The organism is Halorubrum sp. Hd13 (assembly GCF_002252755.1).
Taxonomy (GTDB): domain Archaea; phylum Halobacteriota; class Halobacteria; order Halobacteriales; family Haloferacaceae; genus Halorubrum.
Genome location: NZ_NHOY01000001.1, coordinates 19,485 through 32,910, shown reverse-complemented (window position 1 = coordinate 32,910; position 13,426 = coordinate 19,485). Strand labels below are relative to the sequence as shown.

At 59.5% G+C, this 13,426-nt stretch carries 14 protein-coding genes and 1 pseudogene; 5 read left to right on the top strand and 10 right to left on the bottom strand.

Going from position 1 to position 13,426, the window contains the following annotated elements:
• Positions 1–308 (bottom strand): transposase (locus DJ81_RS00165; protein WP_094587875.1); only part of this gene is annotated, 308 nt, incomplete at its 3' end.
• A gap of 487 nt (positions 309–795) precedes the next feature.
• Between DJ81_RS00165 and DJ81_RS00160 the strand changes: the two genes are divergently transcribed.
• The 3 genes from DJ81_RS00160 (at position 796) to DJ81_RS00150 (ending at position 2,486) form a co-directional block, all read left to right on the top strand.
• Positions 796–1,335: a hypothetical protein gene (locus DJ81_RS00160; protein WP_249269028.1), complete on the top strand. Its 540-nt coding sequence runs from the start codon at positions 796–798 to the stop codon at positions 1,333–1,335.
• Between the two features lie 450 nt (positions 1,336–1,785).
• Positions 1,786–2,160 (top strand): hypothetical protein, encoded by a 375-nt coding sequence (locus tag DJ81_RS00155; RefSeq protein WP_094524430.1) that lies wholly within the window; start codon positions 1,786–1,788, stop codon positions 2,158–2,160.
• Entirely contained in the window at positions 2,157–2,486 is a 330-nt protein-coding gene (locus DJ81_RS00150; RefSeq protein ID WP_094524431.1) for a hypothetical protein, read from the top strand. The genes DJ81_RS00155 and DJ81_RS00150 overlap by 4 nt, the downstream gene beginning before the upstream one ends.
• Here DJ81_RS00150 and DJ81_RS00145 read toward each other — a convergent pair whose 3' ends face one another.
• The 7 genes from DJ81_RS00145 to DJ81_RS00115 all read right to left on the bottom strand — a co-directional run bounded on the left by DJ81_RS00145 (position 2,487) and on the right by DJ81_RS00115 (position 10,737).
• Entirely contained in the window at positions 2,487–2,942 is a 456-nt protein-coding gene (locus DJ81_RS00145) for a hypothetical protein (protein WP_141212014.1), read from the bottom strand.
• A 24-nt stretch (positions 2,943–2,966) separates the two neighbouring features.
• A complete protein-coding gene (locus tag DJ81_RS00140) occupies positions 2,967–3,839 on the bottom strand; it encodes a CPBP family intramembrane glutamic endopeptidase (protein WP_094587873.1) in 873 nt (290 codons plus the stop codon).
• Positions 3,840–4,104: 265 nt separating this feature from the next.
• Positions 4,105–4,800, bottom strand: a complete 696-nt coding sequence (locus DJ81_RS00135) for a class I SAM-dependent methyltransferase (RefSeq protein WP_249269027.1) — start codon at positions 4,798–4,800, stop codon at positions 4,105–4,107.
• Between the two features lie 31 nt (positions 4,801–4,831).
• The gene (locus DJ81_RS00130; protein ID WP_094587871.1) at positions 4,832–6,574 is read right to left on the bottom strand and encodes a prolyl oligopeptidase family serine peptidase; all 1,743 of its coding nucleotides are present in this window, start codon (positions 6,572–6,574) and stop codon (positions 4,832–4,834) included.
• 197 nt (positions 6,575–6,771) lie between these two features.
• Entirely contained in the window at positions 6,772–7,695 is a 924-nt protein-coding gene (locus tag DJ81_RS00125) for a helix-turn-helix domain-containing protein (RefSeq protein ID WP_094527099.1), read from the bottom strand.
• 742 nt (positions 7,696–8,437) lie between these two features.
• Entirely contained in the window at positions 8,438–9,133 is a 696-nt protein-coding gene (locus tag DJ81_RS00120) for a hypothetical protein (RefSeq protein ID WP_141212495.1), read from the bottom strand.
• Between the two features lie 281 nt (positions 9,134–9,414).
• Positions 9,415–10,737 carry a cytochrome P450 gene (locus DJ81_RS00115; RefSeq protein WP_094527101.1) on the bottom strand — a complete coding sequence of 441 codons (1,323 nt, stop codon included), beginning with the start codon at positions 10,735–10,737 and terminating at the stop codon, positions 9,415–9,417.
• Positions 10,738–10,837: 100 nt separating this feature from the next.
• On the opposite strand from DJ81_RS00115, the gene DJ81_RS00110 reads away from it, so the two are divergent.
• On the top strand, positions 10,838–11,179 hold the full coding sequence (locus tag DJ81_RS00110; protein WP_094527102.1) for a winged helix-turn-helix domain-containing protein: 342 nt from the start codon (positions 10,838–10,840) through the stop codon (positions 11,177–11,179).
• Complete coding sequence (locus DJ81_RS00105; protein ID WP_094527103.1) at positions 11,176–11,487, top strand: hypothetical protein; 312 nt, start codon at positions 11,176–11,178, stop codon at positions 11,485–11,487. Before DJ81_RS00110 ends, DJ81_RS00105 begins: the two co-directional genes overlap by 4 nt.
• A 2-nt stretch (positions 11,488–11,489) precedes the next feature.
• Here the strand turns inward: DJ81_RS00105 and DJ81_RS00100 are convergent.
• Together DJ81_RS00100 and DJ81_RS00095 are read right to left on the bottom strand one after the other, a co-directional pair.
• A pseudogene (locus DJ81_RS00100) lies at positions 11,490–11,836 on the bottom strand (7-cyano-7-deazaguanine synthase); the annotation flags it as partial.
• 26 nt (positions 11,837–11,862) lie between these two features.
• Positions 11,863–13,137: an RNA-guided endonuclease TnpB family protein gene (locus DJ81_RS00095; RefSeq protein WP_094587869.1), complete on the bottom strand. Its 1,275-nt coding sequence runs from the start codon at positions 13,135–13,137 to the stop codon at positions 11,863–11,865.
• Positions 13,138–13,426 lie beyond the last annotated feature (289 nt).

Genomic DNA, 13,426 nt, shown 5'->3' with positions numbered 1-13,426 from the left:
GTGCCGTTCTCGGTCGTGTCAAGTTCCCAGTTCTGGTTGTTGATGGCGAACGGTTGACTCTCTCGGTAGCGAACTTCCCCGTGCTTATTATGATCGGATTTCGCCTCACGGATGGCTTGGTTCTGGATGGCCGAGTAGAGGTCGTTGTCGATACTGGCCGTGGTCACGGACTTCCCGAAGTCGCCGTTCTCCCATCCGTTGATACAGAATTGCTTGGTGTCACGGTAGAGTCGAGTGGCGCGTTGCCACTCTTTCCGCCGTGAGAGGGATGGATTGTGGAACTTCGTGGTGACAGTCACCGTGACCATTACAACCGTAATTAAGTGTGCTATATTAAGTATCTACTGGAATATCAGGCCGCGCTATCGTCGGTGGTTTGTATCATCGTTTGTCGGATTCATCCCCGCGCTGAAGCGCGAGGCTTTCTCCTTGATTCTCCGTAACTTTCTCCTCTGTAGTTACCGCTCAATTCAGCTCGGCCAAGGTGATGTAGTCATGCTCTGTATCTCGCACCTCACTACCGACAGAAACTGAGGAGATCTCCTTGGCGTTGCTGAATACAGCGCGCGTATCTCGCACAGAAGCTCTTCAGAAAACGAGCTGGTCGGATCGGTCAATACAGACTAGAAATATATCGATTGGATTGTCTTCGATTATTCAGCGAGTAGACTGTTCTACCTTGTATCTGGGCTACCCTGGAGCCGAGGCTGCCCCGAATGGGGAGATAGACAGCAAGACACTGTACAGCCGACGGAACAAAGTACGTTCAAGTACAATTTATGTGGAGAGAGTGTCATGGTAGCCAGGCTGGACCGAGTGGTGCGGCTGTACGGTCGATACGGACCGTCACGGTTGCCGCTCGGAGACCGACAGGACGTCGGGGCCGGCTACAGTATGGCCGCCGGTGTCCTCGCCGGTGGAATCGTGTTTGCTCCGGTGAGTACGCTGGTTGCGGGTTCGTTGGGTTCCGCAGGGGTGATTCTGTCTGCGGTCCCGGTGTACCTCGCCACGGGATTCGTGGTCGGGGCGCTCACGTGGCGCTCCCTGCCGTCGAGTGTCCCATACTACAGTGCCGTCGCAGCGTTGGTCACGGTCGCCGGGAACTACCCTGCCGGAACTGCCGTGTGGTTGCTACTGGCTCCGGTGTACGGCTACGAGTTTTTGAACCCATACGGGGGAGTTGACCCGCCGACCTCGCTCACCGAGTTCCTCGGAGCGTTCTTTGAGCTGTACCCCGATACCATCTTGGTAGTGGTAGTGTGGACGATCTGGATAGCCGTCCCACTCAGCCTCGTTTTCAGCTACGTCTACGAGCGCAGTCGTAGCGGAGAATAGCCGATACATTCGCACGTTCAACTAACGGGTGATCCATCCGATTTGACGCGAAATAAACGAAGCCGTTGTGCTGACTTCATCCTCTGTATCTCGCACACGATTTCTGACATAATATCGGTATATCAGCGTTCTACGTCGGTATGTGAGTCCTCTGTACTGAGCGATTGGGGGATGTGAAACTATCAACTTCTGAGGATTTCAACAGAGCCGCCAATCTGGCTTATCGAAGATATGCGCGTTGTATACAGCGGGGACATTGAGAACTGTAACGAATAGAGGATTTCAACAGAGCCGTCTTTCCCTAATCAATCAAGTGAGATCCGGCGTCCAAACATCCCTCTGCTTGCATTCTTCCACCCAAGCCAGCAACAAGGTGTACCGACACTGCCCGTATGAGAGTGTTTCCGAAAGCACTTCACTGTTGATTAGGGACATGAGGGTGGTATTTCGATGTCGCCCTCCAATCGAACCTTCCAAGTCGCCGGTATCGCCGTCGCGGTCCTCCTCCTATGGCTCGCCTCCTACCCGGGGACGGTCGCCTCGCCCTACGTGGCTGAGGACTCCTACCGATACCACCACCAAATCGTCCCGGACACGGCAGCCGAATACAACGAAACCGTCGAGCAGGCACCGACCTACCGCTATAGTGAGCTCTCACCGACTGCCCAAACCTTCGTGGACCGGACGAGAGCAGCCCCGGACAACGAGTATACCCCGGTCGTCTGTCAGGGATTCGTCCTCACCTGTGACGCCTACACCCAAGACGAGCTTTCGGAGGAGTTCACGTACGGTGAGGAACGTGACCTGAGGGAACAGCCGTTGTGATTAAGGACGGTGACGACCAGTTCCTGCTCCAGACTGGGATGGTCGGCCACGGCTGGTTCGACCTCCCATTCCGACTGTTGACGGCGTGGTTGACGATGATCCCACTCGGTATCTTCGTTGGGTGGGTGGCACTGACCTCCGAGCGTGAGGGCATGCGCGCCGGTGCTATCGGGGCTGGAGCCGTCGTCGCCACCGTTGGTTTCGCTGCCCCCTACATCGAGATGGTCGGCGTGCTGCAAGCCAAGACGATCGGGTTCTTACTTTTTGCCGGCGTCTGGATCGGCCTTCTCGGCCTCGGCGGATACCGGCTCGTACAGCGGTTGTGATTACGGCCCCGGACCAAACCGGATGACATCCCTCCCGGTCTCTTCAAGCCGGGCAATCAGAACGAAGACTTGGCCGTCGTAGTCTACGGGAGCAGTAGTATAGTGATAGTGCCGCCATTTATCGAACGCCCGATCGACCGTAGCACGGATGGTATATCGTTCGTCCTCGGCAACAGCTTCAAACGTCCGTTCCGAGTTGGCTGGAATTTCAATGTACTCTCCTCCCGACCCTCCCGAGTCCTTGCTAAGCTCGTACACCAACGCCTCGCTGTCGTTCTCGTCGGGATCAATAACCTCGACATCTACGTTTTGTGGTTCGGGTGTACTATTATTGATTATCAAGTCCAGCATCGGGGTCTCATCTGAAGCGAACGACGTTTGACAGCCGGCAAGTGCGGTTGCGAGCCCGCTCACCCCTATTGTAAGCGCGCCACGACGGGACCAGTTTCGTGTCATACGTCGGCTTCGCCGCGAACGATCTTAAAGCGAATGTTCGAACAAACGACGCCTGTACCAAACGAACCCCCCACAGTGATACGGGTGTACAAGATCTATCGGAGTCGCAATACACCGCTTGTTACCTTTCATCGTGGCGCGTTCCGGTGTCCGCACCGTAACAGAGGCCCACCGACGATACAATACGACGACTAGTCCGTACAGGGCGATGATCACACCCCAGTTGGGCCAGGCTCCCAGGCCAGGATCGACGACCAGCGGCCAGAAGTTCCCGATGCCGTGCAGGAAGGCGACCAGAAACAGGTTGTGTGTTAGGGCGTATATCGTCCCGAAGATAATTCCGGAGAGCGTGAGCAACGCGAGCGTACCCGCAGCTTGCCCGATGGGAACCTCGTCGACCAGCAGTAAGGTAGGGACGTGCAACGCAGCGAATCCGACGGCTGTCGTCACAACTGCCACGGCAGTCCGGACGCGCGCGGGTCGGTGTCCGAGGAGGTCGGTCGGTTTGTTCTGGAGGTAGCCGCGAAACGCGATCTCCTCGACCGGGCCGACGAACACGTACTGTGCCAAGCCAGACGCCACGAGCGCAGTCGTGGAGTAGTCCAGCGGTGCTGACAGGTAGAGCCCAAACGGTTCGATGGACACTTGCCCGGTATCAAAGAAAATGAGGCCGGCTACGACCGCGTTTACTACGAACAGAAAGCCGGCCACTGCGACGAGTGCCGGAACGAGCTGTCGGCGGCCAAGTCCGAGGTCCCGAAGCCGCACGTCTTCGAACCGCAGCACCAGCAGGGCGAGCCCGAACTGAACGACTCTAGACGGGAGATTCCATAGCGCCTTGGTGACGGTCGATGGATCAGCCCCGAACAACCAGCCAAACGAGAGAGTGGAAAACATCACCCACAGCGAAAACGCCACCACGAACGCGAACGGCAGTCAACTCCGACCGTGGAACGTGGGCGGCCAACCAGCGCTTTCTTCCGCCTCAGTCGTTGGGACACTCATTCGCTATTACAACTCCTCTGGCTGATCATATCGCGCATTTATTTCAGCAGTCTGATCCCGTGCCAAGCCACTGCGTACCAGACGGGTGTCCCGATGACGCCGAGCACCGCTAGCGTCATGGCGATCGTGGTTTCGGTGAGTACTGTCATTGGTCGTATCATTCATTGGGGTCAATGTCGAACGTCGTGATCGTGCCGAACAGTCCGGTCGTCGTATCCTGCACTGACAGGCCCGCATCAGCGACGATCTCGCGCGGTTCTTGCGTCCAGCGACACCCAGTCTTCGCGTAGTGGGCATCGGCCCGCCAGTCCTGGTAGCGCGCGATTGGACCGACATCACTGCGCCCGTGTTCGACCAGCCGGATCGTCCCGTCGGGTTTACAGACCCGTTCCATCTCCTGAAGGGCGGCAACGGGATCGGGGAACGTACACGTCGACAGCGCCGAGATGACCGTATCGAAGCTGTCGTCCGGGAACGCGAGGTTCTGTGCGTCCATCTGCTGGAGCGTCCCGTCCAGTCCGAGGTCGGCGAGTTGTTCGTCGGCCTTGGCCAGCATCTCCGGGCTAATGTCGATCCCGACGAGATCGACCGACTCGGGCAGATATCGGAAGTTCGTCCCCGTGCCACAGGCGACATCGATGACCCGTCCCGAGACATCGCTGAATCGAGCGTGCCGGTACCGACCCGTGACGGCTCGGTCGACGACCTCGAACCGGTGAAGCCAGTCGGCGTACTCGGCGTACGACGCCTGAATCTCGGAGATCGACATCGGTCGATTCGATGCCGGGGCGCTCCCGATCGACCGTTCGGTGCGGTACGTGTGGTCCCGTTCGGTGTGCTTTGTGGACGGCATTGGTATGGAGTGGTCTCGTTCGTGTCCTGAGTCAGAGCTGCGCCTCGAAGAACGCGACCGTCCGCGTGATGTACTCGATTCGGTTTGCGGTCCGCACGACACCGTGTCCTTCGTCGTCGAACAGCAGGTACTCGTGGTCGATGTCACGGTCAGTGAGCGATTCGACGAGCTGTTCGGCCTCGCTTTGCGGGACGCGCGGGTCGTTTGCACCTTGGACGACCAGCAGCGGGACGTCGATGTCGTCTACGTACGTGATCGGCGATCGCTCCTCGTAGAGATCCGGCTTCTCATCGGGAGTGCCGCCAAGCTTCCGCATGAGGACTGCACCGAGGTACTCCCGTGCGTTCTCTGCGGTCGTCTCCCAGTTGACGACACCGCAGACGCTCGCGCCGGCGTCGAACCCGTCGGTTGCGCCGACGCCCATCAGCGTCATGTACCCGCCGTAGGAGGCACCGAGCAGGCCAACATTCGTGCGACCGCGTTCGCGGAGGTACTCGGCACCGGCGACGACGTCCGTGAGGTCGTCGCCACCGAGGTCGGCGTCACTCGCCTTCCGGAACTCTCGACCATAGCCGAGGCTCCCGCGGAAGTCCGGGGCCAGAACTTCGAACCCGGCGTGGACGAGCGTCTGCGTGACCATGTCCAACCGGTTGTAGTGTTGGGCCTCCGGGCCGCCGTGGGCCTTGACGAGGCCACCGATCGGGTCGCCGACGGGACGGTAGAGCCGGGCCGCGATCTCCTGGCCGTCGAACGATTCGTACGTGACCTCCTCGGGAGCGACCGTCTGGACGTCAACCCAGCCTTCCTCGACGACGGTCGTCTCGTTTCGGCGGACGTCGCCGGCGGTGGCCGGACTCCGGTGCTTGTAGTAAACGTCGCCATCGATGACCTGGACGTCCGTGTTCATCCCGGTCCGTTCGATGGTGGTGACCTCGCCGTCGCTCAGCCGACGTACCTGCCGGTCGCCGCCGCGGGCTTCGAGGAAGACGATGTCGCCGTCGGTCGTCCATTGGGGGTCGTACTTGTCACGGCCGTTCGCGTAACGCAGTGCGTAGTCGCCGTCGCCGTCCGCGACCGCGAGTTCCCGGTAGCCCGTCTCGTGGTTGGTCGTGAAGATGATCCCGTGTTCCGACCACGCGCCGTAGCCGTCGTCGGTGAAAGCGAAGGACTGCTCGGAGTTCGGTTCGTCGATGAACGCGTCGTCTCGTTCCAGTTGGAGGTCGACGAGTCGTAGCGCCGAGTCATCGAAGGTGCCGGCCTGATAGACGAGGCGCTCCCCGTCAGGCGACCAGGCGTACCCCATGACCGGTTCGTCGGCCTCGGATCTACTAGTGACTGCGCCGTCGTCGAGGTCGAGCGTGTATAGGTCGAGTGATCGATCACGGTTGGAGACGAACGCGATCCGGTTCGGGTCGGTCGGGTGTTGCCGGGCTTTGAAGTTGAGGAACCGGTCGGCGAGGACCGGTTCGATCGCCTCGGTTTCCGGGTCGATCTCCAGCAGATCGAACTGTTCGGTGCCGTGTTCGTCGCGGTAGGCGAGAATCGACTCGCGTCCGTGTAACCATGTCGGAGAGATGATATCGCCGTCGCCGTCGGTGAGTTGCTCGTCTCGCGTCTGCAGTTCGTACGTCCCGTCGTCGTAGGCTGCGTAGACGAGTGTTCCGTCGGGAGTTTTCGTGTAGCCGGACACGCCGTGTGCCTCGGCGAGGTTGTCGACGTAGCGGGCGGGCGGTTCGGCAGATCGGGTCCGTTCGGTCGTGTCGTGTGGCGTCATTGGTTCGAGCACCGTTTCGACGTTCGGATCGTCGCACTACCGCCCCTTAATAATTATCGAATAATTGATATATTACCAGAGTCGTTTCAAAACCTCGATTGAGGGAAATCCCGGCCGAAGAGGATATCTGAGATTCAGGCGGCAATTCATTACCGAGACAATCCGATTCTCCAAACGACGGTTTTGAAAATGTTCTGTCACGAACGCCGTTCACCCTGGTCTCTGCGTTGTACGCGCTCGGTTCGCGTGACCACGGCGTTCGCGTCGAGATACAGTCGAAGTGATGTCGTCTCACGTTGTAGCTCGACTCGATATTCCACGGGATCGGTCTCGACGCGTTCGGAACTCCACCGGCCGTCGTTGAGATACCGGTGGAATTCCCAGAATCCCGTCCCCAAGATATCCACACCGCGTTCCCAGTGGAAGGCGATCGACTCCGGGTGATAGGCGGCCGCGTACGGGAGCGGAAGCCCCAACTGCCGCAGACACTGCTGACACTCACTGATCGCGGCAAAGGCCACTGGAACGCCACTCCCCACGGGTTCATCTTCGGCATCTACGACCTCGGTTTCCAAGTGACCGGCACAGTCCGGACAAACGTCTTGCTGCGTTTTGAGCAGGTCGCTCGCCTGTTCCCAGATAACGGCGTCAATCAGGTCAGTCCCCGTGTGCGCGCGTACCTGCGCCGGTCTGACCCGATAGGAAAACGCGGGACGCTCGCAGGCCGCACACCGAACCGTGAAATACTGTTCCTCGATCGTCGCCTGAAGCGCCGATTCCCCACAGAACAGGCAGACACCGTCGGTTTCAATGCGCCCAACGTCCGGCGGTGACTGGTAGTTCTCCGAGAGAATGAACCGAATCAACTGCTCACCGGCGTGGGTAAACGCGTACCCGTCCTCGTGTTTCCGGAGGAACGTCCCAGTGAGTTCCCCGAGGTGGTAGGATAGCTTCGACGTGTTATCTACCTCGACCCGATCGTAAATGTCCGAAAACGAGAGCGCAGCGACGCCAGTTCGTTTCTCCTCGTGCTGTGCGAGTGCGACCGTTCGAAGGATGTCGAGTCGGATCTCGTCGGATAAGAGCCCGAAAACGTCGTCCGCTGTCCGTTCGGTCTCCATACGAAACGACACAGTTGTTGCGATATTGAAACTACGGTGTAAACCGCCCCGAGATCACGCCCCCGCTCATTCGTAAACGGCCGTTGCTCATCGCTGCGGCACGGCAAGCCAGCCCGCGACGGGAGATGACAGCACTCGCGTACAGGCGCCTGCGTGATTTCGATATCAGCATCGAGTTTCACTCGAGCGGGGTATGGCGTTAGGCGGCGGTCACTGACTGTGGTTTGGACGGTCTGGACGAATCCCAAGCGAGACCGTCACGAGTGAGCGGCGGCGTCCCATGAAGGTAGATCAGCCCACAGACCAGTATACATGCGACGGTTCCGGCGATTTCAATCGTGGTTCCGATCAACTGTGTCGGTAGCTCACTGTCCGCGGTGAGCACCGCGATAACGGTGAACGACGCCGTATTGAAGACCACGTGAAGGAACGCAGCCGCGAACACCGACTTTGCACGCAACACGACGTACGTGTAGACGGGAGAGAGCGCGATCGTCGCTACGGTAAATCGATCACATCGATGCCGAGAACATCCGTCGACTCTGACGCCGTAACAGGGTGTCCGGGGCGATGCGGAATAAGAGATTCCGAATTCCCCTCGCAAGCGGGTGCGGGAGACGCGCCATCCGGCCTTTTGTTCGAGACATCCTCCGTAGTTCCTCGGCGCGCTCTTTCCGGTGAGATTCGTACTCGTCCAGCGCTCTCGGTGTCAACCCGTGCGTGTCGATCGACCGACCGAGCGCTACGGCGTTCTCCAATGCGTGTGCGCTTCCCTGCGTGAGCGTCGGTTCCATCGCGTGAGCGGCGCCTCGATAAGTGGCACTCGTCCGTGCGCCCACGTCTCCAATGGCGGGACCGTTGTCATCGGCGTGCGAACGCGATCCTCCGGGGCAGTGTTCCCGAGCAGGGTCGGGACGGGGTCGGGGAACTCATTGAACTGCGTCCGGAGCGACGACGGGGTCAGCTCCGGCACCTCCCGCGGGGTAGACGCGGAGACCGACGCGAACCACCACGTTTGTTCGGCTCCAACAGCAGCGTATCCAAAGCTCCCGGTCCGACCCCAGTAAACGGTCCCCCTCTCGGTCGCCTCGTCGGGTACAGGTGCATCCGTGAGTCCGCGAAACGCGACTGCACCGGCGTATTCCGGGGTAGTTGACGTTATCCAACGGCGGACCGACGAGCCGACGCCGTCCGCCCCGACGACCAGCGACGGCGAGACCGTCGGTCCGTCGGTAAACGACACCGTCGGTGGTGCCGTGCCGACCGACTCGCACTCGCGGCAACAGACGACGGTCGAATCGGGCAACGTCGCCACTAACTCCTCGATGAGATCGGCCCTGTGAACACTGAGCAACGCGTGATCGTAGCCCAGTTCAGCAGCGAGAGTGGCGACGTCAGTGCTGACCAGCGGCGTCTCAGCGGTGGTTCGGATCTCCATCTCGTCCAGCAGAACGCCCCGGGAGGCGAGCGTTTCCCCGGCACCGAGACGGCCGAGAGCCGCCATCCCGTTCGGTGGAACCCAGAGTCCGGCACCGGTCGCCCTGACCTCATCTGCCGACTCGTATACGACTACGTCGTGCTCGGTATCCCGAAGCGCAAGAGCCGTACAGAGACCGGCGATCCCCCACCGACGATAGCAACATCGGGATTCCGAAACCGCGTGGAGTGTGCGCGTCCAGACATAGTCACGGAGGCGATGAACGATTCGATCGGAGTTTCTTAGCCTCGACTGACCTGTGCAGTGATATTCGTCGTCAGACGGAGCTGCACAGACGGCGTGAACCCCAGCGGCCCGTCGGCGGTGATGTCCAGATCGACGCGACCGGCCATCGTCGCCAGCGCGAGCGTCAACTCCTGGTGTGCGAAGTCGTCACCGATACACGTCCTGGGACCACCGCTGAACGGGAAATACGCGTACTCCGGTCGGTCAGTGTCAGTCGTCCACCGCTCGGGGTCGAAGGTCTCGGGAGCGTCCCAGAACCGTTCGTCTCGATGGGGCACCCACTGCGGGATCAGAAACCGCGCGCCCGCCGGCAACTGGTAGCCGGCCAAGGAGACCGGTTCAGTCGCCTGTCGGTTGATCCCGGTCGTCGGGGGGTAAAGCCGGAGGGTCTCGTCGACGACGTGTCGCGTGTATTCGAGCGCATCGTACCCCTCGACAGTCAACCGATCTCCGTCAACGACTTCGTCGTACTCGTCTCGAACTGACTCGTACACGTCGGGACGCTCTCCGAGGACGTACCACGCACGAGTGAGCGCACCCGCGGGGGATTCGTGGCCCGCCATTAAGAACGCGACTAAGTTCTGTTTGACCTCCGATAGCGTCAGGTCGCCGTCCTCGTGTGCAGCGAGTAGTATCGCACACACGTCCTCGTCGCTCGTCGGTTCTCGGGAGCGTCGTTCCTCGACGAGGCTCTCCACGAATCGGTCCAGCCGCCGTACAGTCCGTCGAAACCGTCGGTCAGTCGGCGTCGGAATCCACTCCGGAAGCAGTTGACCGGGCCTTCGGAAATTCGTCCGATCCACGAGGGCGTCTGCGGCGTTGGTGACGATGTCTTCTCGCCCGCGAAGGTCCTCGTTCAGCAGCGTCTCTCCCAGAATCTGCACGGTCAAGCGACGCATCTCGTCGTGCACATCGAACCGCTCACCGTCGTCCCACTCGTCAACAAGCTGCGCCGTCACGGCCGCCATGCGGTCGCCGTAACTGGCGATGCTCTCACGAGTGAACGCCGGGTGGGCGGCTCGTCGCAGGCGTTTCCACTTGTCGCCAGTCGCAGTCGTCATCGCCTCGTCTTCGATCCCCGAAAACGTCTCCCGCTGTTCCGGGCCGATACTGAACTTGCGTTGTTTTTCGACGAGAATCTGCTTGATGATCTCCGGACCGGTTACGAAGTACATCGGTTCCCCGAGAAACGAGAGTTCGACGAGATCACCGTGAGAAGCCCACGATTCCATCGCCGCGGTGGGATCCCGCGAAAACGCCACCCCGTGTCCGATAACCGGGAGTCCGTCGGGGGTTGGCGGGGACTCTGTCTGGTTCATACTCCGTGCGGTTCGTGAGGATGGCTATAGAGTCCTTGAGGCGAACTTCACGCGGTGAAACTGGAGTAGAGATTTATTCTCCTCTTTCGTTGACAGGAATATGAGCGGGGAGAGCGACCTCGAAACGCTCGCGGGGTTCTTCGCGGACGAGACTGCACGCTCTATCCTCGCCGAAACGAGCAGCGAACCCATGACAGTCAACGACTTGGCCGACCGGCTGGACGCTTCTAAGCCTACTATCTACCGCCGGATCGAACGTCTCGAGGAGTCCGACCTACTGACCGCCAGCATCCGGCCAACCGGAGACGGCACACAAGAGAAAGTGTTCCGTGCGACATTCGATCAACTGGTCATCGAGTTGGACGACGGAACGTACTCGTATGAGCTCGAACGGACCGAGCGGATGGCCGATCGGTTGACGCGATTCATCGAGCAACTATGACTCTGGAACCGGTCGGCCTTCAGGAACTGTCCGGGATAGATTGGCTGCTGCTCTCCGGTGAGATACTTATCACTGTCCTTGGGCTCAGCATCTCCTATATCGCCTATGTCGGTTATCGCCGCAGTGATAGCCGACCGATGCTACTGTTTTGCATTGGGTTCATTCTCGTTATCGGTGTCCCAGCCATCGTTGGTTCAGCCGTCGTTTTTGCCGATCGCATAAAGGATCCAATCGCCGGTGCCGTGACACAGCTCTCAACCATCCTGGGGATGGTACTGATACTGATCGCACTTCGAACGAGCGGCTAACGCTATCTGGACGTGATGTTGCCCGACACGTCGAGGAGTACACGACGAACCATCTTAGGGAAATCCGGCTGCTCAGCATACGCAATCAGATCGCGCGACCCAGCGTTTCGGAACGCCTCTATCCGGAATATATACGCATCACACGTCCCGCACGCCGGCACCTCATCGCGGTAGCATGACCCGTTATGTCGTACGGCGCGCCGAGTTCCAAGCCACGCTCTGCGATCTCCGTTTTCGACCACTCGACGAACGGCGCTTTCAACTCGACCTCCGTCTCCGGTTTCGTCCCGACATCATTCACGTTCTGAAACGCGTCGAAGAACGCCGGTTGACATCCTCCCCGCCCTGAAGGGCGAGGATTCCCGCGTTGGGATATTAAGATTCGCGGTTAACAACCTGTTCTCGTGGGGCGAAAACACCCTCACTACGGTCGAACAGGTGAACCGCTGGCTGTGCCAACCAGCCGTTATCCCTATCACCGCCATCTGTGGCGAGACTCGGGAGTACCTTTTGTCGAATGTTCTCCGCACCGTTCACGTCCGCGTTCGCAACCGTATCGCACTTCTCACACACGTACAGACCGCGTTCAACTCGCTGGTTGTCATCTGTGTGGCCGCACGCCGAACACGCCTTCGACGTATCGCGTTCGGACACCAACTCCACGTCGATGCCTTCCGCTTCAGCCTTGTAGTGCAGAAGCGTCGTGAATCGGTCGAACGCCCACCCGTGCAAGTCGAGATTACCGTGGTGGCCCCAATTTCGGGGTTTGCCGTTCTTGTTGCCTTCTCGGATGCCGCCGAGGTCGCCCACGACAAGGGTTCCGACGCCTCGTTCGACGCACTCCTCTACGATTGCTTTCGAGAGTGCGTGCAAGAAGTGCGTCCGGCGACCCGTTCGCTTTCGGTCAAGACGGGTAGCCTCACGGGACGAAGAATCGTCGCACTTGGCTTTCTTCTTCGTGAAGTAGTATTCGTCTTCTTTGAGTGCGCCACCGGGATACAACACGGATTCTCCGCCGAACGAGACGGCGGCGAAGTTGCATATCCCGAGGTCTACACCAGCTACCTCATCGCCCGGTGGTTCCGGGTCGATGGTGGTGCGACAGATGAATTGAAGCCGCCACTCGTCGCGTTTGTAGACGGCTCGAACTTGTTGAATGTCCCACTTGGTCAGGTCAACGTCCGGACGAGTCTGGTACTCGCAGAGGATGAAGTCTGAACGGTGTTCTTTGAGGTTACGGCCTTTCGAGAGGCGGACACGGGTGAACTGTCCGTCGTGCTTGAAACCAGCCGATTTGAACGACACGGTTGAACGCGGGTGGGAATCTCCGTGTTTGCGGTAGCCGGGCGGTCGGGCGCGGTCGTCGCCGTTCCGACGCTTGCCGAACCAGCCGTTGAACGCTTCAGCGAGTTCTTCGAGAACGCGCTGACTGGATTGAGAATGCAAGTCCGTGTAGCGTTCGTGGCCTTTGAGTTCGGTCTTGAGTTCCCCGTCATCGGGAATCTCGCCCGTTTCGTCCCACTGTTCTTGTGCGTAGTAGCGACCGACGTTCCAGAGCTTTGAGGCAGCCCATCCGAGTTGGTCGAGGCCGTCACGAACCTGTTGCTGGTTCGTAATCGTAGCCTCGAAGGTTCGGATGGTTCGACCCATTTTCTGGCTTCATAACTGGTTATGCGTACCGTTTTGTTAATGATATCGGTTGGCGTGGCATATCGGGCTGTGCTATCGAACGCGGTCAGTGGAGGGTTTGTCGGCTGTATCCCCGCCCTGAAGGACGGGGTTTTAGCCTTGTAACTTTCATAACGAATACGTCGAAGAACGTGTTGGAATGAAGTTGACACCCAGCGGGCTCCAGTGTGCAGAATGAGTCCTCACGGCTTTTCGGTAAGCGGTTGAATACCACGATTAGCTCCCGAGAGTCATCGCCATGATGTGTTGC

Excerpts from the sequence above, each read along its gene's own strand:
- DJ81_RS00160 (WP_249269028.1), top strand. The coding sequence starts at position 796 with ATGGTAGCCAGGCTGGACCGAGTGGTGCGGCTGTACGGTCGATACGGA.
- DJ81_RS00155 (WP_094524430.1), top strand. The coding sequence starts at position 1,786 with ATGTCGCCCTCCAATCGAACCTTCCAAGTCGCCGGTATCGCCGTCGCG.
- DJ81_RS00145 (WP_141212014.1), bottom strand. The coding sequence starts at position 2,942 with ATGACACGAAACTGGTCCCGTCGTGGCGCGCTTACAATAGGGGTGAGC.
- DJ81_RS00140 (WP_094587873.1), bottom strand. The coding sequence starts at position 3,839 with ATGTTTTCCACTCTCTCGTTTGGCTGGTTGTTCGGGGCTGATCCATCG.
- DJ81_RS00135 (WP_249269027.1), bottom strand. The coding sequence starts at position 4,800 with ATGCCGTCCACAAAGCACACCGAACGGGACCACACGTACCGCACCGAA.
- DJ81_RS00130 (WP_094587871.1), bottom strand. The coding sequence starts at position 6,574 with ATGACGCCACACGACACGACCGAACGGACCCGATCTGCCGAACCGCCC.
- DJ81_RS00125 (WP_094527099.1), bottom strand. The coding sequence starts at position 7,695 with ATGGAGACCGAACGGACAGCGGACGACGTTTTCGGGCTCTTATCCGAC.
- DJ81_RS00120 (WP_141212495.1), bottom strand. The coding sequence starts at position 9,133 with ATGGAGATCCGAACCACCGCTGAGACGCCGCTGGTCAGCACTGACGTC.
- DJ81_RS00115 (WP_094527101.1), bottom strand. The coding sequence starts at position 10,737 with ATGAACCAGACAGAGTCCCCGCCAACCCCCGACGGACTCCCGGTTATC.
- DJ81_RS00110 (WP_094527102.1), top strand. The coding sequence starts at position 10,838 with ATGAGCGGGGAGAGCGACCTCGAAACGCTCGCGGGGTTCTTCGCGGAC.
- DJ81_RS00105 (WP_094527103.1), top strand. The coding sequence starts at position 11,176 with ATGACTCTGGAACCGGTCGGCCTTCAGGAACTGTCCGGGATAGATTGG.
- DJ81_RS00095 (WP_094587869.1), bottom strand. The coding sequence starts at position 13,137 with ATGGGTCGAACCATCCGAACCTTCGAGGCTACGATTACGAACCAGCAA.